Genomic DNA, 20,365 nt, shown 5'->3' with positions numbered 1-20,365 from the left:
GAGAATCGAGTCTACCGGGGGCACGTGGGTCCCTTTCGCGGATCAACGCGTCTTCTCGGACCCGTCTCCCTGCAGGACGATGAGCGAGGTGTTCGTCTCGCCGCCGTGCTGACGGGGATCCGGCACCGCCGGCCCGGCCTTCGGCGAGCGCTTGGCCCGACGCTGCAGGCGGTAGGCGATGTAGGACAGCAGCAGACACACGGCCACGTACATCGATCCGCCGACGATCGCTGCGGGGATCAGCGGCGACCCGTAGGGCGCCTGGTTGCCGATCTGGTTGATGACGTAGAGGAGCTCCTGGTACGTGATGATGAACCCGAGCGCGGTGTCCTTCAGCGCGACGACGAGCTGCGCGATGATCACCGGCATCATCGCTCGCACGGCCTGCGGGATCAGGATGAAGTACATCACCCCGGTCTTTCGCAGTCCGATCGCGTAACCGGCTTCCTTCTGCCCACGGGGCAGCGATTCGATGCCGGCACGCAGCACCTCGGCGAGCACGGAGCCGTTGTAGACGATCAGGGCGATCACGACGGCCCAGTACGGCGGCATCTTCACACCGATCACGGGGAGGCCGTAGTACAGCAGCATCATCAGGATGAGCACGGGCACCGCTCGCAGCACCTCGATGATCCACCGGACGGGCTCACGCACCCAGGCATGCTCCGACAGGCGCCCGATGCCGAGCAGGAAGCCGAGGGCGATGGATCCGACCCCGGCGACCGCGAATGCGGCCAGCGTGGCCACCAATCCCTCGCCGAACCGGACCCAGACGGCGGAGAAGGTGAAGATGTTCCACTTCTCCGCAGAGAACTGTCCCGTGGCGAAGAGTCTCCACACGACCCAGCCGAGCACGGCGAGGACGACGAGGACCGTTGCGGCTCCGATGAGCCGGTTGCGGACGACGGCACGAGGGCCGGGGACGTCGAAAAGGACGGAACTCATCGCGCGATCCTCCACTTGTTCTCGAGAACGCGCTGCACCCAGGCGAGCAGCAGCACCAGCACCACGAAGACGACCATGACCCAGAGCAGCACGGCCAGAGCGTTCTCACCCTGCTCGCTCAATGACGCCCGGATGGTGCCGAGGTTGGCGACGGAGAAGCCCGCTGCCACGGTGGTGTTCTTCATGAGAGCGATGAGCACGCTCATCATCGGCGGGACGACGGAGCGCGTCGCCTGCGGCAGCACCACGTAGCGCATGACCTGTCCGAAGTTCAGGCCGATCGCTCGCGCAGCCTCGGCCTGGCCGACCGGCACGGTGTTGATGCCGGCCCGCAGCGCCTCGGCGACGTAGGTCGCGGTATAGATGCCGAGAGCGGCAACCGCCAGAGGCAGGGGGTTCACCCGCTCCCCCAGCAGGATGGGGAGGCAGAACGCGAAGAAGAACATGACGAGGGTGAGCGGCGTGTTGCGGATCCAGTTCACATAGATGCCGCCGACGGCTCGTGCGATCGGAACCGGCGATACTCTCGCGGCCCCGACGATGAGTCCGAGAACCAGCGCGATGATGCCACCGCCCAGGAACAGCACGATGGTTCCCCACAGTGCCTCTCCCCAGAGGTCGAGGTGGTCGGTGATGACTCCCACAGCTGCTCCTGTCGATTCGAGTTCTCGGATGTTCCTGCCGATGAGCGGGGCGGTCGAACATGTCGACCGCCCCGCAGGAATCAGCCGATCGGGTCGACCTCGGGCTGCGTCGCCTTGACGCCGGAGGCACCCAGGTTGTTGTCGAAGATCTGCTGCCAGATCTTCGCGCCGTCGGTGAGCTGCGTGTTGAAGTACTCGACCAGCGCGTCATCGCCCTTGGCGAGTCCGATGCCGTAGCGCTCCTCGCTGAACGGCTCCCCGACGACCTTCAGCTTGTCCGGGTCCTGGGCCGCGTAGCCGATGAGGATCGCCTCGTCGGTCGTGACGGCATCCACCTGACCGTTCTTCAGGTCCTCGACGCACTTCGAGTACGTGTCGTACTCCTTGGTCGGCACGTCGGGGTAGTTCGTCTTGATGTTCTGGATCGGCGTCGATCCGGTCGCCGAGCAGACCGTCGTCTCGGCACTCAGGTCGTCGACGCTCTTGATGTCGCTGTCGGCGCCGACGAGGAGGCCCTGACCGGTGACGAAGTAGGGACCGGCGAAGGAGATCTGCTCCTTGCGCTTGTCGGTGATCGAGTAGGTGCCGACGTAGTAGTCGATGTCGCCGTTCACGATGGCCTGCTCGCGGTTCGCGGAGGCGATCGCCTGGAACTCGATCTTCTCCGGGTCGACACCGAGCGATGCCGCCATCCAGCGGGCGATGTCGACGTCGAATCCGGTGCGGTCGCCCGTCACCGGGTCGAGGTAGCCGAGGCCCGGCTGGTCCTCCTTGACGCCGACCTTGATCGTGCCGGAAGACTCGATCCGGTCGAACGTCGGGCTGCCGTCGATGCTGACGTCGGTCAGGACGGTCCACGGGGTGCTGCTGGAGGCCTCGCCCTCGTCGCCGCCCTCCGGAGCTCCTGTGCTGGACGGCGTACCGCTGTTGCAGGCGGTGAGCGCCAGCAGCGCGGCCGCTGCGATTCCGATACCTGCCAGTGTCCGTGTGCGTCGCATGTGCGTCTCCTTCGTGTGCTGTGTGTGCAGGGTCTGTGTGGTCGGTGCGTGGACGTCAGTGCGTGAGGAGCTTCGAGAGGAAGTCCTTGGCGCGATCGCTCTTCGGATGCGTGAAGAACTCCTCGGGAGTCGCCTCCTCCACGATCCGTCCGTCGGCCATGAAGACCACGCGGTCGGCGGCCTTGCGGGCGAAGCCCATCTCGTGGGTGACGACGATCATCGTCATTCCGTCGTGCGCCAGCTCGACCATGACGTCGAGGACCTCGTTGATCATCTCGGGGTCGAGGGCGCTGGTGGGCTCGTCGAACAGCATCACCTTGGGCTGCATCGCGAGAGCGCGGGCGATCGCCACGCGCTGCTGCTGGCCGCCGGAGAGCTGGGCGGGGAGCTTGTTCGCCTGCTGCGCGACGCCGACGCGCTCGAGCAGCATCATCGCCTCCTTCTCGGCGTCGGACTTCTTGATGCCGCGGACCTTGATCGGGCCGAGTGTCACGTTCTCGAGGATCGTGAGGTGGGCGAAGAGGTTGAAGGACTGGAAGACCATGCCGACGTCCGCCCGCAGATGCGCCAGGCCCTTGCCCTCGGCCGGGAGCTCCTTGCCGTCGATGCTGATGCTGCCGCTCGTGATCGTCTCGAGACGGTTGATCGTGCGGCAGAGCGTCGACTTGCCGGAGCCGGACGGGCCGATCACGACCACGACCTCCCCCGAGTTGACGGTCAGGTCGATGTCGGTGAGCGCCTGGAAATCGCCGTAGTGCTTCTGGACGTTCTCGACCACGACGAGCGGGGTATCAGAGGTCATCATTTCTCCAAACTAGCCACGTCGGACGCGGGTCTCCAGGCACCTCGGTGAGATTTACACGTTCGTAATCACCTGATCGCGGCACCAATGCAGCTGTGCATGGGTACCCCGCGGCCCGCCCCCACGGGCCGCGGAATCGTCCTGCTGCAGCACCCCAAAGACAGTTGAGCAGCAGGCGACGATCGTTCACGATCGACCTCACAATGACAGAGGGTGGACCCCGGTGTCAGACTTCTTGAGGATTTCTTGAGCAGTCAGCCGCGCAGGTCCCGGTAGTAGTCCACGGCCCCGGGGTGCAGAGGGACGGGACCGGTGAAGATCGCCGAACGACGGTCCAGCAACGCCGCGGTGGGCACCTCCCCCGCGATGCGCAGACGCGCGTCGAACAGCCCGGCGAGCACGTCGCGCACGACGGCGTCAGGGGTCGCGGCTGCCGTGACGAGATAGTTGGGCACCGCCATCGTCGGCGCGGAATCCACGAGGCCGTAGGTCCCGGCCGGGACATCTGCCGGACGGTAGGCGTGCGAGTACCGCTCGTTCACCTCGTTGACCCACTCCTGTTCGATCGGGAGCAGGCGAACCGGCGACCTCTCGGAGAGCTCCGCCACTCCAGGGGTCGGCAATCCGCCCACCCAGAAGAACCCGTCGATCTCCCCGCGCTCCATCGCGCCGATCGACTCGCTGAGGTCGAGCTGAGGGTTGCGGACAGACCCGATGTCGACGCCGGCCGCATCCAGCACGCGGGCGGCGATCACGTTCACCCCGGAGTTCTCCGCGCCGAGCGAGATCGTGCGGCCGGCGAGATCGCCGACGTCGTCGATCTCGGAGTCTCCCCGCACCACGACCTGCACGTATTCGTCGTAGAGCCGAGCGAGGGCCTGCACCTCCAGCGGCGCGTCGAAGGCCCCGGTGCCGGCCACCGCATCGGCGGCCGCATCACCCTGCGCGAACCCGATCAGGGCCTCCCCCGAGCTGACCCGCAGCAGATTGTCGACGGATCCTGCTGTCTCCTGCGCACCCATCCTGATATCCAGCGATGCGGACAGCTCTTCGGCCAGGTGACTCCCGTAGTCGTAGTAGACGCCGGTCGACCCGCCACTGGCGATCGCGTACTCCGCATCCGTCCACTCGCTCGCACGAGGATTGCACGCGGTGAGCACCGCCAGGAGCGTGATCGCGAGCGCTCCGGCGACGAGCCGCCGCGCGAGGGCCCTCACGGCGTCGTCCCGTCATGGAGCACGAGCGCGACGGCGAGGCCGCCGCCCTTCGCCGAGGCCACGGAGAGTTCCCCGCCGACCGTCGCGAGCAGGTCGCTCGCGATGGCGAGGCCGAGCCCGGATCCGGGAGTGTCTCCGCTCTCGGCGCTGCGCCAGAAACGGTCTGTCGCCGCGGCCGCCTCCTCCGCGGTCAGACCGGGACCGTGATCGCGGACGGTGATCCGGCAGAGCCGGCCATCGCGTCGCGCACCGATCTCGATCTGCGCCCCCTCAGGGGAGAACTTCACCGCGTTGTCGATCACGGCATCCAGCGCACTCTCCACGATCGTCCGATCGGTCACGCTCATCACCGACGAATCCCCCGTGGCGCGCAAGCCGACTCCGCGCTGTGCGGCGACGTCGCGCCACGCGTCGAGGCGCCGGGCGGCGAGGGTCGCGAGGTCGACAGCGGAGATGGCCGAATCCCCGCGTCCGCCGCGCGCGAGGCCCAGCAGCGTCTCGAGGATACGGGTCATCCGTCGCCCCTCCTCCCGTGTCTCCTCGACGTCGTGCTGCCACTGCGTCCCGAGTCCGGTGGCCAGATGCTCCACGCGCAGGAGGAGAGCGTTCAAGGGGTTGCGCAGCTCATGAGAGGCGTTGAGTGCGAACTCCTGCTGGCGTGTCATCACCCGTTCGATCTCGTCGGCCATCCCGTTGAACACCTGCGCCATGCGGCGCAGCTCCGGCGGACCGTCATCCGCCGCGACCCGCGCGTCCATCTCACCCCGCTCGATCGCGACCATCGCCTCATCGAGCCGGCGCACCGGCGACAGCACCCATCGAGCGAGGCGGAACACGAGGAGCACTCCGAGCGCGATGAGCACCAGCGCGATCGCGCAGATGAGCAGGAACTGCTGCAGGATCGCGGCACGCGGCGCCTCGACGTCACCGGTGACCAGCACGGCGCCGATCACGTCTCCGTCGTCGAACACCGGCTCGGCCAGCGCCGCATCCGTGACGGTCCAGGGGAACACGACCGTTGGCTGCTCGGCCCGCCGCCCGGAGAGGGCCAGCCTGACCCTCTCGGCGTCTTCCTCAGGAAGGACCGCCGGATCCTGCTCGCCTGCGGCCCACACGCTGCCGCCGAGATCGAAGACGGTGACCTCGATTCCGTAGACCTCACGGAAGCGCATCACCTCGGCGTCGATCACCGCCGCGCTGCCGGATCGCAGAGCCTGACGCGCGCTCGTGGCGAAGTACCCGAGGTCGCCGAGCTGCTGCGTGTAGAACGCCTGCTGCACGCCGTGGGCGGCGCTCCATCCCGCAGCCCCGCCGAGCGCGGCCAGGATGGCGACGAGCGGTACGAGGAAGACGATGATCAGACGGCGCCGCATGCGTCACGACCCCGCAAGCCGATATCCGACACCACGCACGGTCTCGATGACCCCGCGGACTCCGGTCTTCTTCCTGATCGCGCCGACGTGCACCTCGAGGGAGTGCCCGAACCCTCGCCAGTCGGTGTTCCACACCTCGCGGATCAGGCGCTCCTTCGGCACAGCCACCCCCGGGTATCGGGCGAGGACCGCGACGATGTCGAACTCCTTGCGCGTGAGGTCGATCGGTGTGCCGTCGACGAGGACCTGCCGTGCGACGAGGTCGATCTCCACACCACCGTCATGCAGCAGCACACGGGCATCGGCCTCGGGTCGCATCGGTCGTGTTCTTCTGGTCACGGCCTCGATCCGGGCCAGGAGCTCGTGCACGTCATAGGGCTTGACCACGAAATCGTCGGCTCCGGCCCGCAGCCCTTTGATGCGCTCGGCGACCTGATTGCGCGCGGTCACGATCACGATCGGAACCTCCGAGCGGCCACGGATGCGGCGGCACAGGTCGACACCGTCGATGTCGGGAAGCCCGAGATCGAGCAGGACGACCTCGGTGTCCGCACCCAGCAGGTCCAGAGCTGCCGCTCCGTCCGCCGCGCGCACGGTCGCGTATCCCGATCGAGCGAGGAACGCCTCGAGCGCGCCGGCGACGCGGTCGTCATCCTCGACGATCAGAATCCTCATCGACTCCGTCTCCTGCTTCCTTCGGGGCCGAGAACTCAGCCGGCGGACGTCGCCCGCTGTGCGAAGGCGCTCTCGTAGAGGCACACGCTGGCGGCCGTCGCCAGGTTGAGGGATTCGGCACGGCCGAAGATGGGCAGCTTGAGCACCTGGTCCGCGAGCGCGAGCGCCTCGTCTTCGAGCCCGCGCGCCTCGTTGCCGAAGAGCCAGGCGGTGGGCTCTTCGAGCACGCCCTCGGCGCGTGCTTTCAGCAGATCGTCGCCCTTCACATCGGCCGCGAGGATGCGCAGGCCTGCGGCATGGGCGCGCGTGACGACATCGGCCAGGTCTCCCCCGACCGACACCGGCAGGTGGAAGAGCGACCCTGTCGTGGCGCGCACGACCTTCGGGTTGTACGGATCGACCGTGCGGCCGGTGAGCACGACGGCATCCGCACCGGCGGCGTCGGCAGCCCGGATGATCGTGCCGAGGTTCCCGGGGTCCCGCACCTCCTCGCAGACGGCCACCAGCCGTGGCGAGGAGTCGAAGATGTCGCGGACGGAAGTCGGTGTCTGCTGCACCACCGCGACCAGCCCCTGCGGGGTGACGGTGTCGGCCATCGCGTTGAGGACGTACTCGGTCACGTATTCGACATCGATCTCGGCCTCGGCGGCCTTCGCACGGATGTCGGGGTGCCTCTCCCAGCCGTTCGGCGTCGCGAACAGCTCGACGATCGCCTCGGGACGGTAGGTGAGCGCCTCGCGGACGGACTGCGGACCTTCCAGAAGGAACAGGCCCGTCTCGGTTCTCGCGCTGCGCTTGGTCAGCTTCGCGACGGCTCGGACTCGGGGCGAACGGGGGTTCTCCAGCACGATCACAGTCTAGAGAACGCGCGACTGGTTCCCGCACCATCGGGATAGGGTGCCGGGATGAGCGACAGCCCCACGGTGAACAGCACCCGCCGACGGATCACCCTCGCCGTCGTTGCCGCCGTCACGGTAGGGATCGGTCTCGTCGTTCACCTCGGTGTGAGCGGGATGATCGGCGACATCGTGGGCGATGCCCTGTACGCCGTGCTCATCTACGTGCTCGTCGCGTTCCTCGCCCCACGCCGCCCTCGTCCCGCGATCGCGGTCGTGGCATTCGTGTTCTGCGCCGCCGTCGAACTTCTCCAGCTCACCGGGCTTCCCCGCGAGTGGGCAGCCCTGTTCCCGCCGATCCGTCTCGTCCTCGGCTCGGGCTTCGATGTCCGCGACCTCGCGGTGTACGCCGGCGCGGTCGCCGTGGCGGCCCTCGTCGACGTGGTCGTCACCCGCGCATACGCCGGTTCCGGGCCGACGAACGCCACAGGGCGCCCTCCCGAAGGAGAGCGCCCTGTGTGAAGAGATGCTTACGCAGCCGACTTCGGTGCGTTGACGTCGGAGGGCAGAGCCTTCTTCGCCGTCTCGACCAGCGTCGTGAAGGTCGCCGCGTCGTTGACCGCGAGGTCGGCGAGCATGCGACGGTCGACGGTGACACCCGCGAGGCCGAGGCCCTGGATGAAGCGGTTGTACGTCATGCCGTTCTGGCGAGCCGCAGCGTTGATGCGCTGGATCCACAGACGACGGAAGTCGCCCTTGCGCTTGCGACGGTCACGGTACGAGTAGACCAGCGAGTGGATGACCTGCTCTTTGGCCTTCCGGTACAGGCGCGAACGCTGTCCGCGGTAACCGGAGGCGCGCTCGAGGATGACCCGGCGCTTCTTGTGGGCGTTTACTGCCCGCTTGACTCTTGCCATTTTCCTGTGTTCCTATTCGTGCGTTCGGTGCGCGTCAGCGACCGAGAAGCTTCTTCGCGACCTTGGTGTCAGCCTTCGACAGCACCTGGTCCTGGTTCAGACGACGGGTGCGACGGCTCGACTTGTGCTCGAGGTTGTGGCGCATCCCGGCCTGCTGCTTCTTCAGCTTTCCGCTGCCGGTGATCTTGAAGCGCTTCTTAGCACCCGAGTGGGTCTTCTGCTTCGGCATCTTCTCTTCCTTCGTATGGCGCCTTCTCAGGCGACGGTGTCAACCCGCGGTGCGGGAGTTCTGGGGGCGGGGATCACTCCGCCGGAGCTGCGGCTGCGGGCGAATCGCTCTTCGCGTCGCGCGCCGCCTGCTTCTTGTCGGCACGCTGAGCATCGCGCACGGCGTTCTGCTCCTGCTTCGCCTCGGACTTGCTCTTGAGCGGAGCCACGACCATCACCATGTTGCGACCGTCGATGGTCGGGTTCGACTCGACGGTGCCGAACTCGGCGACGTCTTCGGCGAACTTGCGCAGCAGGCGGACGCCCTGCTCGGGACGCGACTGCTCGCGACCGCGGAACAGGATCATGGCCTTGACCTTGTCGCCGGCCTTGAGGAAGCCCTCGGCGCGCTTGAGCTTGGTCGTGTAGTCGTGCGCCTCGATCTTCAGACGGAAACGGACTTCCTTGAGGATCGTGTTCGCCTGGTTGCGGCGAGCTTCCTTTTCCTTCTGGGCGGCCTCGTACTTGAACTTGCCGTAGTCCATGATCTTGACGACGGGCGGCTTCGAGTTGGGGGCGACCTCGACGAGGTCGAGATCGGCTTCCTGCGCGAGGCGCAGCGCGGCCTCGATGCGGACAACGCCGATCTGCTCACCCGCGGGGCCGACGAGGCGGACCTCGGGGACGCGGATGCGCTCATTGGTACGGGGATCGCTGATGCGGAACTCCTTAGACGATGTGATTCGGCCACCGCGATGCTGTCTGCATCACGGGCGAAATCGGAATCGTCCCCGCCCACCGGCATTCAGACGCCGGCTCCGCACCCTACCTGCCGGGTCCGTCTTGCGAACGGAGCCGGTGGAGTGCAAGACCCGGTAGCCTTGAACGGCAAGCGCGGGTGGGAAGTGAATCCTCTTTCGATCCGGAGCATGACGCTCCGGAGCCCGCCAAAGTCTAACAGAAAGCAAGGCGAAGTGACGAACCAGGCACCGGACGAGGCTGCACGTGAGCGCGAAGAGCGCTGGGCACGGCAGGAGGAGGCCGCATCGTCGGCCACCCGAGACATCGCCGATGTACCCGCTGTCGAGGTGATCACCACCGCCGCCGTGCACCTCATGAGCGCCGCAGCCGTCAAGCTCGGACTCGCCGACGATCCCGACGCCGCGGCGCAGATCGACCTCGACGAGGCGCGCAAGCTCATCAACGCTCTCGCCGGCCTCATCACCGCCGGCGCTCCCGAGATCAGTGACATGCACGCCCGCTCGCTGCGTGACGGTCTTCGTTCGCTGCAGCTCGCCTTCCGCGAGGCATCGACGATTCCCGACCCGATCGGCAAGGGACCGGGCGAGAAGTGGACCGGTCCGGTCAACTAGTCAGGGCTGCAGGATCAGGGGTTCCGCGGTGGAGGGGCCGGGGCAGGCGCCTCCGGTGTGGGTCCAGGCAATCGCCTCTTCAGCCTCGTGGATGAGGGTTCCCTGCGCGTCGAAGAGACGGATGTCGACGTCTTCCGGCGTGGACATGTCGACCATGAGGCTCCACGTCCCGTCGTCCTGACGGAACGTGGAGAACATGTTGGTCGAGGAGGTCTCGTCCTCCCCCGGCGCCGGTGAGCACTCCGCGTCCACGCAGAACTGGACGGCCGCGACCGCGGGGAATGCGCTCACGTCGACGACCGCCCCGTTGATGTAGCCGATTGCCGGGCACGCGGTGAAACAGCCCGTAGTGCCGGTCGCGGCACCACACAGGAGCGCGACCACGGCGAGGACTCGCATCAGACCGCGGAACATGCCCCGATCGTAGCGAAAGCGGTCAGGCGCTGCGGCGGAGCTTCACCGTGAGCGAATCCGCGAGCACGGCGATGCGGTCGTCGGACGCCCAGCGCTGAGCGAGGCGAGAGAGCACGGCGTCGAGCACCTCACGCTCCAGACCGTCGACGAGCTCGAGGATCACGATCAGCTCAGGGCCCCGGAGCCGTGCGTCGGGATCGCCCGCGGCCACCGCCACGTCGATCACGGCCAGTTCGTGCGCCACGCTCTCCTGGAGCGCGGTGAACACCTCGGTGGAGAGGAAGCTCGGCTCCCAGCGGTGCTCCTGAGCGATCGCCCACACCGCGGGGCGCCGGATGACGAACTCGGTCTCGGAGGTCGGGTCGAGCACGATCAGGTCGGTGTCTTCCGCGGAGGCCGCCAACGCGGCGCGGACCGCCTCGACCGGAATCGGTCGCGCGGTCGGATCCCAGGCCTGCATGGCCTGGACGGAGGAGAAGACCGGCTGCACGCGGCGTCCGTCGGGAGCCGCCACCGTCACGATGGACAGCTCCTGCGTCTTGTCGACGGTGAGTCCGTTCGGCGCGACGCCCTCGTCGCCCTTCTCCGCGATGAGCGGCACCAGCACCCGCGCACCCCGGAAGGCGTCGACCACCTCAGCCTGGCTGCCCTGTCCCGCACGGAAGCGAAGGATCGCGGCCAGGAGAGCGGGGTCTGCGGAGCCGTCGTCCCCCGCGTGCGGGTTCGACTCGAAGCTGCGCCCCTCCCAGGGGACGCCGGCCGAATCGCCGTGGTTGTGCGACTCGGGCCCGCAGGCGTGCGCGTCAGTCTCCTGCGACATCCAGTGCCTCAGCCAGCGTGAACGCGCCGGCGTAGAGTGCCTTGCCGACGATCGCTCCCTCGACGCCCAGCGGCACGAGCTCACGGAGCGCGGCGATGTCGTCGAGGCTCGAGATCCCACCGGATGCGACGACCGGCTTCGGGGTGCGCGAGGTGACCTCACGCAGCAGTTCGAGGTTCGGGCCGCGGAGCGTGCCGTCCTTCGTGACGTCGGTGACGACGTACCGGCTGCAGCCGGCGTCCTCGAGTCGCTCGAGCACCTCCCAGAGGTCACCGCCCTCCTTGGTCCATCCGCGGGCGGCGAGAGTCGTGCCCCGCACATCGAGGCCGACTGCGATGGCCTCGCCGTAACGACCGATCACGTCGGCAGCCCACTCCGGGTTCTCCAGCGCCGCGGTGCCCAGATTGATCCGGGTGGCGCCGCTCTCCAGAGCCGCCTCCAGCGTCGCGTCGTCGCGGATACCGCCCGAGAGCTCGATGTTCACGCCCTTGAACTGCTTGATGACCTTGCGCAGGATCGGCGCATTGCTGCCGCGGCCGAATGCGGCGTCGAGGTCGACGAGGTGGATCCACTTCGCACCCTGCGCGGCCCACTCCCCCGCTGCATCCAACGGGTCGCCGTAGCTGGTCTCGGTGCCGGCCTCGCCCTGGGTCAGGCGGACGGCCTTGCCCCCGGCGACATCGACCGCGGGAAGGAGCGTGAGCGAGGGGGACTGCGCGAAGTCGTTCATGGGGTCCTTGGATCGGGAAGCTCTTCGGCCCGGTGCGGGCACGAGAACCGAGGGTAGTCCGCCGGACGGCGGGGAACAAAACGGATGACGCCTGCCGGCGTCGTCAGAGGCTCTGGACCCAGTTGCGCAGCAGCTGGATGCCGGCCTCGCCGGACTTCTCCGGGTGGAACTGCGTCGCTGAGAGCGGGCCGTTCTCGACCGCGGCGAGGAAAGGATCCCCGTAGGTCGTCCAGGTGAGGACGGGCTCGGGGAACGGCGGGATGACGTCGAGCTCCCAGGACTGCGCGGCATAGGAGTGCACGAAGTAGAAGCGCTCCTGCTCGATGCCTCGGAACAGCACGCTGTCGGTACCCGGCTCGACCGTGTTCCAACCCATGTGCGGAAGCACCGGTGCGTTGAGCTGGGTGACGGCCCCCGGCCATTCGCCGAGGCCCTCGGTGTCGTGGCCGCGCTCGACGCCGTGCTCGAACAGCACCTGCATCCCGACGCAGATCCCGAGCACGGGGCGACCGCCGGCCAGACGACGATCGATGATCTCGTCTCCGCCATGGGCGCGCAGGGCATCACGCACGGCCTGGAAGGCACCGACACCGGGCACGACGAGACCGTCGGCCTCGAGAGCGGTGGCGCGGTCGCGTGTCAGCACGGCATCCGCACCGGCGGCCACGAGCGCCTTGACCGCCGAATGGACGTTGCCCGACTCGTAGTCGAACACCGCGATGCGAGGTGCTGCGCTCACAGCGCACCCTTGGTGGAGGGGACGCCGTCGACGAGAGGGTCCAGCGCCTTGGCCTGACGGAACGCACGGGCGAACGCCTTGAACTCCGCCTCGGCGATGTGATGAGGGTCGCGTCCGCCGAGCACGCGCACGTGCACCGTCAGAGCCGCGTTGAACGTGATGGCCTCGAACGAGTGACGCACGAGCGAGCCCGTGAAGTGCCCGCCGATGAGGTGGTGCTCGAACCCGGCGGGCTCACCCGTGTGCACGAGGTAGGGGCGACCGGAGATGTCGACGACGGCCTGAGCGAGCGCCTCGTCGAGCGGAACGAGCGCGTCACCGTAGCGGGAGATGCCGGACTTGTCGCCGAGGGCCTCGAGAATCGCCTGGCCGAGCACGATCGAGACGTCTTCGACAGTGTGGTGCGCGTCGATGTGCGTGTCGCCGGACGCGCGCACGGTCAGGTCGGTGAGCGAGTGCTTGGCGAACGCGGTGAGCATGTGGTCGAAGAACGGTACCGACGTGTCGATGCGACTCGCACCGGTGCCGTCGAGATTCAGCTCGAGCTCGACGGTGGACTCCGACGTGCTGCGCACGCGGCTCGCTGTGCGCGGGGTCAGTGCGGGGGTGCTCATGAAGCCGATCCTATCGAGGCCAGGGCGTCGAGGAACGCGGTGGTCTCGGCCTCGGTTCCGGCACTCACCCTCAGGTGGCCGGGGATGCCGACGTCGCGCACGAGCACGCCGCGGTCGTAGAGCTGCTGCCACGTCGCCTTCGGGTCGGCGACTCCGCCGAACAGCACGAAGTTCGACCACGTCTCGTGCGGCTGATAGCCGAGCGCCTCGAGGGTGGCCGTGATCCTGTCGCGCTGTTCGACGATCTCCTCGACCATCCCGAGCATGACGTCGGCGTTGCGCAGTGCCGCGATGGCCGCTGCCTGGGTGAGGGCGCTCAGGTGATAGGGCAGACGCACCAGCCGCAGCGCGTCGATGAAGGCCGGATCCGCCGCGAGATAGCCGACGCGAGCGCCCGCGAACGCGAACGCCTTGCTCATCGTGCGCGAGACGGCGAGTCGCGGACGCCCTTCGAGCAACGTCAATGCGGACACCGCGTCGCGGGGAGCGAACTCCTGGTAGGCCTCGTCGACGATCACGATGCCCCGAGCCGCGTCGTAGACGGCTTCGACGACGTCGAGCCCCAGCGGCGTGCCGGTGGGGTTGTTGGGCGAGCAGAGGATCACCACGTCCGGGTCGGCGGCCCGCACCTGCTCGGCGGCCTCCTCCGGCGTGATCGTGTAGTCGGGCTGCCTGGTGCCGGCGATCCACCGCGCCCCGGTCCCCTGGGCGATCAACGGGTACATCGAGTACGTGGGTGCGAAGCCGAACGCCGTGCGCCCCGGCCCGCCGAACGCCTGCAGGATGTGCTGGAGCACTTCGTTGGACCCGTTGCCCGCCCAGATTTGTTCGGGGGTGAGCCCGTGCCCCAGATACTCGGCGAACGACTCACGAAGGGTGCTGAACTCCCGGTCGGGGTAGCGGTTGACGTCGCGGATCGCCACGGCGATGTCGTCGAGGATGTCGCTGGCCACTTCATCCGGGATCGGATGTGTGTTCTCGTTCACGTTGAGCGCGATCGGAAGGGGCGCCTGCGGAGCGCCGTACGGCGTCAGTCCGCGAAGATCATCACGTAGCGGGAGATCGTTGAGGGAGAGGGTCACCCTTCCCATGTTAAGCGGCGCCCCGAGTCGATGACGCAAAGTTGCTGCCGCGACGCTGCGGCAGGATCAGTTCACGTACTGGGCCGGGATGGCCAGTGTCTGACCGATCTGGAGCTCGCCGCCACGCAGCAGGTTCATCCGGCTGATCTCACCGATCACGTCGCGCGGGTCGGCGTCGGGGGCGACGCCGGTCGCGATCGACCAGAGCGTGTCGCCCGGCATGACCGTGACGGTCTCGACGCTGACGGCCGCGGCGTCTGCGCCCGAGGCGATCGCACTGCCACCGCTGAGCGCGGCGAACGCGATGCCGACCGCGAGCGGCACAGAGGCGAAGGCCAGCAGCACGGCGCGGCCACGCGTCGTCAGTCGGAGTCGCGTCGAAGGACGGGTCGACGCCGGAATGACTGCTGCGGTGCTGAAGCTGATGCTGCTCATGTGGTGCTCCTTAGCCTGTCCCGGAGCCGTGAAGCCACCGGGGAAGTTGGCGTAGCGTTCGCATTCCCGCCTCGGCCGGGAGCCGTGAATGCGAAGCTACGTACCGAAGATATCTTCGAGTTCGAACATCTGTCAAGTATTCTTCGAAACCCCACCGACGATTAGGCCGACACGCTCGAACAGATCTTCCAGATCGGCCCGATTCTCGGATACGGTTTCGATAAGGACACCCCACCACGGGCCTCCGACATTCGAAGAGGGACGTCGGATCACGCACTGAAGGAGCACCATGAGCGAGAACTCTGCCCCCGAGTCGGAGGCACCGCGCACGCGCCGCCGGAAGAGCCTCAGCCCGAAGCAGATGGCGATCCTCGAGGTCATCCAGAACTCGATCGCGCACCACGGCTACCCCCCGAGCATGCGCGAGATCGGCGACGCCGTCGGCCTCAAGTCCCTCTCCAGCGTCACCCACCAGCTCGGACAGCTCGAGCTCAGCGGCTATCTGCGCCGCGACCCCGGGAAGACGAGAGCCATGGAAGTGCTCATCGATCTGCCTGGCACCAGCACCGAGAGCCCCGCCGACGTGGCGACCCCGGTCGGAGACGCCGCGCTCGTCCCCCTCGTCGGGCGCATCGCAGCCGGCGTGCCGATCACCGCCGACCAGCAGGTCGAGGAGATCTTCCCCCTCCCCCGCCAGCTGGTGGGCAAGGGCGACCTCTTCATGCTCAAGGTCTCCGGCGAGTCGATGATCGATGCCGCCATCTGCGACGGCGACTGGGTCGTCGTCCGCTCCCAGAACAGCGCCGAGAACGGCGAGATCGTGGCAGCGATGCTCGACGGCGAGGCCACCGTGAAGGTGCTGCGTCGCCGCGACGGCCACACCTGGCTGCTCCCCCGCAACTCCGCGTTCGAGCCCATCCTCGGTGATGAGTCCGTGATCCTCGGCAAGATCGTGGCAGTACTGCGCGCGGTCTGAGACGAGACGGCACGATGAAGCCCCTCCCGGGAGCCGGGAGGGGCTTCGTGTCGTCGGGCGACGGATCAAGACCGCGATGCTCCCGTCCTGACGCACAGGCGTCCGCCTTCGACGCCTAGGCTCGAAGCATGTCGTCGTCCCCCTACGGTTCCTGGCCCTCGCCCTTCTCCGCGGCCTCCGTCGCGGCCTCCTCTCCGCGCATCGACGGAGCCCGCTTCGTCGGTGCGGAGATCTGGTGGGGTGAGTCGGTACCCGCCGAGAAGGGACGCGTGACGGTGCGGAGTTCTTCCGGCTCCGAGATCCTCCCCGCCCCCTGGAGCGCGCGCTCTCGCGTGCACGAGTACGGCGGAGGCGCCTGGACAGCCGATGAGCACGGCACGCTGTTCTTCGTCGACGCAGGAGACCAGCGGGTGCGCCGCCTGAGCGTCGGAGCCGAACCCGTCGCCCTTACCGCCCCGGGCCCCTCGCACGGCGGTCTGCGCGTGCAGAACGGCCGCCTGCTGGCCGTGCGCGAAGACCTCTCGACCACGCCGCACATCCGCTCGGTCGTCGAGATCCCGCTCGATGGATCCGCCGCCGAAGACCCGTCCGCGATCAGGGTGATCGTGCAGGGAGACGGCTTCTTCGCCCACCCCGCCCTCTCTCCCGACGGCACCCGCGCAGCATGGGTCGGCTGGGAGCGAGGACGGATGCCGTGGGAGGACGCGCACGTTCAGGTCGCAGAGGTCCCCGGCGGGACGCCGCACACGATCCCCTCGCGGGCGGCGCTGCAGCCCGAGTGGCTCAGCGACGCGGAACTAGTCTTCGCCGACGATCCCGACGGTCGCTGGGCTCTGCAGCGCATCACACTCGACGGGGTGACTCCCACCGGGCCGGCGCGACCGTTCGCCCCTGCCGGCGCTCCTGTCGATGCCGACACCGGCTACGGGCTGTGGGTGCTCGGCAACCGCTGGTACCAGCCGCTCGACGACGGCCGCATCGTCGCCGTCCGTACGAACGGCCGCGACGAGGTCGTCGTGATCGATGCCGACGGCGGCGTGAGCGTGATCGACCTCCCCGGTGACGGCCACGTGAGCATCGATGCCGTCGACGGCACCAGGGTGCTCCTCTCCGGCAACGGCTCTCGGGCGACGGCGGGCCTGTGGTGCGTCGACATCGAATCCGGCGAGTTCATCGCCGTGCGCGGCGGCGAGCCGGTCGATCCGGAGTGGATGCCCGCGTCCATCCCGATCGAGATCGAGGGTCCCCGCGGCGCGGTGCACGCATTCGCCTATCCTCCGGCCAACCCCGACACGTCGGCGCCCGACGATGAGCGCGCACCCTACGTCGTGCTGGTGCACGGCGGACCGACGGCGCACGTCACCGGCGCGGCGTCCGCGGCGATCGCCTTCTACACGAGCCGGGGCATCGGCGTGCTCGACGTGAACTACGGAGGATCCACCGGCTACGGCCGCGCCTACCGCGAGCGTCTCGACGGCCAGTGGGGCGTGGTCGACGTCGATGACGTGATCGCGGCCGCCCGCGGACTCGCCGACGCCGGACTCGCCGACCCCGCCCGCATCGCGATCCGCGGCGGTTCGGCAGGTGGCTGGACCGTGCTGTCGGCGCTGGTCCGCGGTGGTGCCTTCGCCGCCGGGATCAGCCGCTACGGCGTGGCCGACCTGCGCATGCTGGTGGCGGAGACGCATGACTTCGAGGCGTCGTACATCGACGGCCTGGTCGGACCGCTCCCCGAGTACGAGCATCTGTACATCGAGCGTTCGCCGCTCACCCACACCGATCGCATCGATGTGCCCGTGCTGCTCCTGCAGGGTGGGGAAGACCGCGTGGTTCCGCCGTCGCAGTCCGAGGCGATCCGCGATGCGCTCGCGACCCGCGGCATCGACCACGAGTACGTCCTGTACCCCGCCGAGGGGCACGGCTTCCGCAGCGCGGAGACGATCGTCGACGCCCTCGAACGGGAGCTGAGGTTCCTCGGCCGCGTCTTCGGGTTCGAGCCGCGCCTGTGAGGGCCGGGGACTACTCCCCTACGCGGTTGCGCAGCCGCATGGCGCGGTCGGCCTCGCGGGTGTCCTGACGCTCGCGCAGGGTCTGGCGCTTGTCGTATTCGCGCTTGCCCTTCGCGAGAGCGATCTCGACCTTGGCGCGACCGTCCGAGAAGTAGAGCTTCAACGGGATCAGTGTGTATCCGCCTGCTGACACCGCGTGCGCGATCTTGGCGATCTCCTCGCGGTGCAGCAGGAGCTTGCGGATGCGCTTGGCCGAGTGGTTGGTCCAGTGCCCCTGCGAGTACTCGGGGATGTGCACGGAGTCGAGGAAGACCTCGTTCCCCTTGACGAACGCGTAGCCGTCGCTGAGGTTGGCGCGTCCCTGACGCAGTGACTTGACCTCGGTGCCGGTGAGCACCATCCCCGCTTCGTACGACTTCTCGATGGTGTAGTCGTGACGTGCGCGACGATTGGTCGCGATGACCTTCTCTCCGCGTTCCCTGGGCATGATGCTCTCCTGTTGCCGTGATGAGCTCGATCGATCGATCCGACCGAGCAGCCTTTCAGGCTATCAGGTACGCAGCCAGCGTCGGATCGCGAAGCCGGCCGAGAGCGCGGCGAGGATGACACCGATGCCGATCAGCACGGGAACCACGAGCGCGGCATCCTGCATCGTCACCCATGTCGTGATGAACGGAACCCGGCCCCGAAGGTAGCCGTTCACTCCGAAGTGCACGCCGGCCACGACCGCGGCGCTGGCCAGGGCGGAGCCGAGGAAGGCCGCGAACACGCCTTCGAGGACGAACGGTGTCTGGATGAAGCGGTTGGACGCTCCGACCAGGCGCATGATGCCGATCTCCTTGCGTCGGGCATACGCCGACAGCCGGATGGTGGTTCCGATCAGCAGGGTGGCCGCGATGAGCATGAGGACAGCGATGCCCACCGCGATGTATGTCGCGACGGTCAACGCGGAGAACAACGGCTCGAGGTATTGGAGCTGATCCTTGACCTGCTCCACACCGGCCTGTCCGCTGAACGCCTCGGCGAGCACCTGCGACTGGCCCGGGTCCTTCATGGTGACGAAGAACACCTCGAAGGCTTGGTCGGGCGTGAGTACGCTCGCCTGGTCGGCGCCGAGCTGATCGACGAGCTTGGCGTAGGTCTCTTCCTTGGTGTCGAACGTCATCGAGCTGATGAGCGGCTTGAGCGCGTCGCCCTCGAGCTGTGCACGGACGGCGGCGACCTGCTCCTCGCTCGCGGCGCCGTCGAGGCAGGTCTCGGATTCCGAGACCGCCGAGCACATGTACACCGCGACCTGGGCGCGTTCGGCCCAGTAGCCGCGCATGACGCCGATCTGTCCCTGCATCAGGATCGCCGCACCCACGAACGTCAGGGAGACGAAGGTGACGAGCACGACGGAGATCACCATCGAGATGTTCCGCCGGAGCCCGCCCAGGGCTTCGGTCAGGATGAGTCCGATTCTCATGAGGTCGGGCCCACTTCCTCGTCGTCTTCATCGGAGAGGCCGAGGCGATCGGCGACTCCGAGCTCGGCGACGTCGACCGTCGGCAGCGTGATGGGGTGTGTTCGCGGGCGGATGACCGCCGGAGGTTCGACGGCGGCGGGAGGCTCCACGACGTTCGCGGCAGAATCAGCGGCCTGCGAACGTGCGGGCTCGGGGGGCTCGACCGTGCGCGGGGCCGGGGGAACCACGGTCTCCCCGTCGCGGTCGACCGCGGCCGCGGCCTTGCGCTGCGTGCTGAGCTCCTCCGCCAGGGCGGCACGCACCATGGAGAGGTCTGCGGTCTGACGCTGTACTTCCTGCACGGCGGTGAGCGCGGCCGCTGCCGCGGCCCCACGCACCTCCTCCGGGACGAGGCGCGGGATGTTGGAGGTGTCGCCGTACCCGCCGTGCACCTCATCGCGAACCATCTCGCCGTCACTCAGCTCGATCACGCGGCGCTGCATCTGGTCGACGAATCCGGCTTCGTGGGTGGCCATCAGCACGGTGGTGCCGCCGGCATTGATGCGGGCGAGCAGCTGCATGATGTCGACCGAGGTGGCGGGGTCGAGGTTTCCGGTCGGCTCGTCGGCGAGCAGCACCTGAGGACGATTGACCAGAGCGCGCGCGATCGCGACGCGCTGCTGCTCGCCGCCGGAGAGCTCGTGCGGCATCCGCTTCTGCTTGCCGTCGAGACCCACGAGCGCCAAGGCCTCCGGAACAGCCTGCTGGATGAAGCCGCGCGACGAACCCGTCACCTGAAGCGTGAAGGCGACGTTCTGGTAGACGGTCTTCGACGGCAGAAGTCGGAAGTCCTGGAAGACCGACCCGATGTGGCGGCGGAAATACGGCACCTTGCGGTTGGCGAGCGCCCGCAGGTCTCTGCCGAGCACAGCGACCCGCCCCGTCGTCGGGACGTCTTCGCGCAGGATCAGGCGCAGACAGGAGGATTTGCCGGAGCCCGAGGCGCCGACGAGGAAGACGAACTCCCCGCGCTGCACTTCGAAGTCGACACCGGAGAGGGCGGGCTTCGACGTCCCGCGGTAGCGTTTCGTGACGTTCTCGAACCGAATCATGGC

At 68.0% G+C, this 20,365-nt stretch carries 25 protein-coding genes; 4 read left to right on the top strand and 21 right to left on the bottom strand.

Features of this window, described 5'->3' with window-relative positions; genetic code table 11:
* Nucleotides 1-42: 42 nt before the first annotated feature.
* From ACP699_RS17455 to ACP699_RS17420, 8 genes are all read right to left on the bottom strand, one after another.
* Nucleotides 43-945: an amino acid ABC transporter permease gene (locus ACP699_RS17455; RefSeq protein WP_055877961.1), complete on the bottom strand. Its 903-nt coding sequence runs from the start codon at nucleotides 943-945 to the stop codon at nucleotides 43-45.
* A complete protein-coding gene (locus tag ACP699_RS17450) occupies nucleotides 942-1,589 on the bottom strand; it encodes an amino acid ABC transporter permease (RefSeq protein WP_288967728.1) in 648 nt (215 codons plus the stop codon). The genes ACP699_RS17455 and ACP699_RS17450 overlap by 4 nt, the downstream gene beginning before the upstream one ends.
* Nucleotides 1,590-1,669: 80 nt before the next feature.
* On the bottom strand, nucleotides 1,670-2,587 hold the full coding sequence (locus tag ACP699_RS17445) for a glutamate ABC transporter substrate-binding protein (RefSeq protein WP_055871044.1): 918 nt from the start codon (nucleotides 2,585-2,587) through the stop codon (nucleotides 1,670-1,672).
* A gap of 55 nt (nucleotides 2,588-2,642) precedes the next feature.
* Entirely contained in the window at nucleotides 2,643-3,392 is a 750-nt protein-coding gene (locus ACP699_RS17440; RefSeq protein ID WP_371861286.1) for an amino acid ABC transporter ATP-binding protein, read from the bottom strand.
* A 251-nt stretch (nucleotides 3,393-3,643) separates the two neighbouring features.
* Nucleotides 3,644-4,606, bottom strand: coding sequence for a TAXI family TRAP transporter solute-binding subunit (locus ACP699_RS17435; protein ID WP_426172530.1), 963 nt, complete (start codon nucleotides 4,604-4,606; stop codon nucleotides 3,644-3,646).
* The gene (locus ACP699_RS17430) at nucleotides 4,603-5,979 is read right to left on the bottom strand and encodes a sensor histidine kinase (RefSeq protein WP_426172528.1); all 1,377 of its coding nucleotides are present in this window, start codon (nucleotides 5,977-5,979) and stop codon (nucleotides 4,603-4,605) included. The genes ACP699_RS17435 and ACP699_RS17430 overlap by 4 nt, the downstream gene beginning before the upstream one ends.
* Before the next feature lie 3 nt (nucleotides 5,980-5,982).
* On the bottom strand, nucleotides 5,983-6,654 hold the full coding sequence (locus ACP699_RS17425; protein WP_055877792.1) for a response regulator transcription factor: 672 nt from the start codon (nucleotides 6,652-6,654) through the stop codon (nucleotides 5,983-5,985).
* A 35-nt stretch (nucleotides 6,655-6,689) separates the two neighbouring features.
* Nucleotides 6,690-7,502 (bottom strand): TrmH family RNA methyltransferase, encoded by an 813-nt coding sequence (locus ACP699_RS17420; RefSeq protein ID WP_426172525.1) that lies wholly within the window; start codon nucleotides 7,500-7,502, stop codon nucleotides 6,690-6,692.
* Nucleotides 7,503-7,559: 57 nt separating this feature from the next.
* Between ACP699_RS17420 and ACP699_RS17415 the strand changes: the two genes are divergently transcribed.
* On the top strand, nucleotides 7,560-8,012 hold the full coding sequence (locus ACP699_RS17415) for a DUF2809 domain-containing protein (RefSeq protein ID WP_288967726.1): 453 nt from the start codon (nucleotides 7,560-7,562) through the stop codon (nucleotides 8,010-8,012).
* Nucleotides 8,013-8,020: 8 nt separating this feature from the next.
* Here the strand turns inward: ACP699_RS17415 and rplT are convergent, their stop codons facing one another.
* The 3 genes from rplT to infC all read right to left on the bottom strand — a co-directional run bounded on the left by rplT (nucleotide 8,021) and on the right by infC (nucleotide 9,333).
* Nucleotides 8,021-8,407, bottom strand: coding sequence for a 50S ribosomal protein L20 (gene rplT / locus ACP699_RS17410; RefSeq protein ID WP_017202428.1), 387 nt, complete (start codon nucleotides 8,405-8,407; stop codon nucleotides 8,021-8,023).
* Nucleotides 8,408-8,441: 34 nt separating this feature from the next.
* Complete coding sequence (gene rpmI / locus ACP699_RS17405; protein WP_017828564.1) at nucleotides 8,442-8,636, bottom strand: 50S ribosomal protein L35; 195 nt, start codon at nucleotides 8,634-8,636, stop codon at nucleotides 8,442-8,444.
* Nucleotides 8,637-8,709: 73 nt separating this feature from the next.
* A complete protein-coding gene (gene infC, locus ACP699_RS17400; RefSeq protein ID WP_127482140.1) occupies nucleotides 8,710-9,333 on the bottom strand; it encodes a translation initiation factor IF-3 in 624 nt (207 codons plus the stop codon).
* A gap of 255 nt (nucleotides 9,334-9,588) precedes the next feature.
* On the opposite strand from infC, the gene ACP699_RS17395 reads away from it, so the two are divergent.
* Nucleotides 9,589-9,987 carry a DUF1844 domain-containing protein gene (locus tag ACP699_RS17395; RefSeq protein ID WP_017828562.1) on the top strand — a complete coding sequence of 133 codons (399 nt, stop codon included), beginning with the start codon at nucleotides 9,589-9,591 and terminating at the stop codon, nucleotides 9,985-9,987.
* Here ACP699_RS17395 and ACP699_RS17390 read toward each other — a convergent pair whose 3' ends face one another.
* From ACP699_RS17390 to ACP699_RS17360, 7 genes are all read right to left on the bottom strand, one after another.
* Nucleotides 9,988-10,401 carry a hypothetical protein gene (locus ACP699_RS17390; protein ID WP_426172521.1) on the bottom strand — a complete coding sequence of 138 codons (414 nt, stop codon included), beginning with the start codon at nucleotides 10,399-10,401 and terminating at the stop codon, nucleotides 9,988-9,990.
* A gap of 22 nt (nucleotides 10,402-10,423) precedes the next feature.
* Complete coding sequence (locus tag ACP699_RS17385) at nucleotides 10,424-11,221, bottom strand: SseB family protein (protein ID WP_055871027.1); 798 nt, start codon at nucleotides 11,219-11,221, stop codon at nucleotides 10,424-10,426.
* Nucleotides 11,205-11,951 (bottom strand): bifunctional 1-(5-phosphoribosyl)-5-((5-phosphoribosylamino)methylideneamino)imidazole-4-carboxamide isomerase/phosphoribosylanthranilate isomerase PriA, encoded by a 747-nt coding sequence (priA, locus tag ACP699_RS17380; RefSeq protein WP_017828559.1) that lies wholly within the window; start codon nucleotides 11,949-11,951, stop codon nucleotides 11,205-11,207. Before priA ends, ACP699_RS17385 begins: the two co-directional genes overlap by 17 nt.
* 103 nt (nucleotides 11,952-12,054) lie before the next feature.
* Nucleotides 12,055-12,690, bottom strand: coding sequence for an imidazole glycerol phosphate synthase subunit HisH (hisH, locus tag ACP699_RS17375; protein ID WP_426172518.1), 636 nt, complete (start codon nucleotides 12,688-12,690; stop codon nucleotides 12,055-12,057).
* Nucleotides 12,687-13,304: an imidazoleglycerol-phosphate dehydratase HisB gene (gene hisB, locus ACP699_RS17370; protein WP_055877783.1), complete on the bottom strand. Its 618-nt coding sequence runs from the start codon at nucleotides 13,302-13,304 to the stop codon at nucleotides 12,687-12,689. The genes hisH and hisB overlap by 4 nt, the downstream gene beginning before the upstream one ends.
* Nucleotides 13,301-14,386 (bottom strand): histidinol-phosphate transaminase, encoded by a 1,086-nt coding sequence (locus tag ACP699_RS17365; RefSeq protein WP_055871018.1) that lies wholly within the window; start codon nucleotides 14,384-14,386, stop codon nucleotides 13,301-13,303. Before ACP699_RS17365 ends, hisB begins: the two co-directional genes overlap by 4 nt.
* A gap of 66 nt (nucleotides 14,387-14,452) precedes the next feature.
* Nucleotides 14,453-14,821, bottom strand: a complete 369-nt coding sequence (locus ACP699_RS17360) for a LysM peptidoglycan-binding domain-containing protein (RefSeq protein WP_426172515.1) — start codon at nucleotides 14,819-14,821, stop codon at nucleotides 14,453-14,455.
* A 289-nt stretch (nucleotides 14,822-15,110) separates the two neighbouring features.
* On the opposite strand from ACP699_RS17360, the gene lexA reads away from it, so the two are divergent.
* Together lexA and ACP699_RS17350 are read left to right on the top strand one after the other, a co-directional pair.
* Nucleotides 15,111-15,797, top strand: a complete 687-nt coding sequence (gene lexA, locus ACP699_RS17355) for a transcriptional repressor LexA (protein WP_017828554.1) — start codon at nucleotides 15,111-15,113, stop codon at nucleotides 15,795-15,797.
* A gap of 128 nt (nucleotides 15,798-15,925) precedes the next feature.
* Entirely contained in the window at nucleotides 15,926-17,806 is a 1,881-nt protein-coding gene (locus tag ACP699_RS17350; protein WP_426172512.1) for a S9 family peptidase, read from the top strand.
* A gap of 10 nt (nucleotides 17,807-17,816) precedes the next feature.
* Here ACP699_RS17350 and smpB read toward each other — a convergent pair whose 3' ends face one another.
* From smpB to ftsE, 3 genes are all read right to left on the bottom strand, one after another.
* Nucleotides 17,817-18,293 carry an SsrA-binding protein SmpB gene (gene smpB / locus ACP699_RS17345; RefSeq protein ID WP_017828552.1) on the bottom strand — a complete coding sequence of 159 codons (477 nt, stop codon included), beginning with the start codon at nucleotides 18,291-18,293 and terminating at the stop codon, nucleotides 17,817-17,819.
* A 63-nt stretch (nucleotides 18,294-18,356) separates the two neighbouring features.
* Complete coding sequence (gene ftsX, locus ACP699_RS17340; protein WP_017828551.1) at nucleotides 18,357-19,271, bottom strand: permease-like cell division protein FtsX; 915 nt, start codon at nucleotides 19,269-19,271, stop codon at nucleotides 18,357-18,359.
* Nucleotides 19,268-20,362: a cell division ATP-binding protein FtsE gene (ftsE, locus tag ACP699_RS17335; protein WP_426172509.1), complete on the bottom strand. Its 1,095-nt coding sequence runs from the start codon at nucleotides 20,360-20,362 to the stop codon at nucleotides 19,268-19,270. The genes ftsX and ftsE overlap by 4 nt, the downstream gene beginning before the upstream one ends.
* Between the last annotated feature and the right edge of the window lie 3 nt (nucleotides 20,363-20,365).

Origin of the sequence: Microbacterium sp. DWRC1-3 (genome assembly GCF_049896645.1) — a bacterium.
In the GTDB taxonomy this organism is placed as follows: Bacteria; Actinomycetota; Actinomycetes; order Actinomycetales; family Microbacteriaceae; genus Microbacterium; species Microbacterium maritypicum.
Note: the sequence above shows the minus strand (reverse complement) of the source record. Positions and strands in the feature narration are given on the sequence as shown.

What these genes read in the sequence shown, in the direction of transcription:
- rplT (WP_017202428.1), bottom strand. Translation starts at nt 8,407, where the DNA reads ATGGCAAGAGTCAAGCGGGCAGTAAACGCCCACAAGAAGCGCCGGGTC.
- ftsE (WP_426172509.1), bottom strand. Translation starts at nt 20,362, where the DNA reads ATGATTCGGTTCGAGAACGTCACGAAACGCTACCGCGGGACGTCGAAG.
- ACP699_RS17440 (WP_371861286.1), bottom strand. Translation starts at nt 3,392, where the DNA reads ATGATGACCTCTGATACCCCGCTCGTCGTGGTCGAGAACGTCCAGAAG.
- hisB (WP_055877783.1), bottom strand. Translation starts at nt 13,304, where the DNA reads ATGAGCACCCCCGCACTGACCCCGCGCACAGCGAGCCGCGTGCGCAGC.
- ACP699_RS17350 (WP_426172512.1), top strand. Translation starts at nt 15,926, where the DNA reads ATGTCGTCGTCCCCCTACGGTTCCTGGCCCTCGCCCTTCTCCGCGGCC.
- ACP699_RS17425 (WP_055877792.1), bottom strand. Translation starts at nt 6,654, where the DNA reads ATGAGGATTCTGATCGTCGAGGATGACGACCGCGTCGCCGGCGCGCTC.
- lexA (WP_017828554.1), top strand. Translation starts at nt 15,111, where the DNA reads ATGAGCGAGAACTCTGCCCCCGAGTCGGAGGCACCGCGCACGCGCCGC.
- ACP699_RS17455 (WP_055877961.1), bottom strand. Translation starts at nt 945, where the DNA reads ATGAGTTCCGTCCTTTTCGACGTCCCCGGCCCTCGTGCCGTCGTCCGC.
- ACP699_RS17360 (WP_426172515.1), bottom strand. Translation starts at nt 14,821, where the DNA reads ATGAGCAGCATCAGCTTCAGCACCGCAGCAGTCATTCCGGCGTCGACC.
- ACP699_RS17430 (WP_426172528.1), bottom strand. Translation starts at nt 5,979, where the DNA reads ATGCGGCGCCGTCTGATCATCGTCTTCCTCGTACCGCTCGTCGCCATC.
- ACP699_RS17445 (WP_055871044.1), bottom strand. Translation starts at nt 2,587, where the DNA reads ATGCGACGCACACGGACACTGGCAGGTATCGGAATCGCAGCGGCCGCG.
- rpmI (WP_017828564.1), bottom strand. Translation starts at nt 8,636, where the DNA reads ATGCCGAAGCAGAAGACCCACTCGGGTGCTAAGAAGCGCTTCAAGATC.
- ftsX (WP_017828551.1), bottom strand. Translation starts at nt 19,271, where the DNA reads ATGAGAATCGGACTCATCCTGACCGAAGCCCTGGGCGGGCTCCGGCGG.
- ACP699_RS17385 (WP_055871027.1), bottom strand. Translation starts at nt 11,221, where the DNA reads ATGTCGCAGGAGACTGACGCGCACGCCTGCGGGCCCGAGTCGCACAAC.
- ACP699_RS17390 (WP_426172521.1), bottom strand. Translation starts at nt 10,401, where the DNA reads ATGTTCCGCGGTCTGATGCGAGTCCTCGCCGTGGTCGCGCTCCTGTGT.
- ACP699_RS17415 (WP_288967726.1), top strand. Translation starts at nt 7,560, where the DNA reads ATGAGCGACAGCCCCACGGTGAACAGCACCCGCCGACGGATCACCCTC.
- smpB (WP_017828552.1), bottom strand. Translation starts at nt 18,293, where the DNA reads ATGCCCAGGGAACGCGGAGAGAAGGTCATCGCGACCAATCGTCGCGCA.
- priA (WP_017828559.1), bottom strand. Translation starts at nt 11,951, where the DNA reads ATGAACGACTTCGCGCAGTCCCCCTCGCTCACGCTCCTTCCCGCGGTC.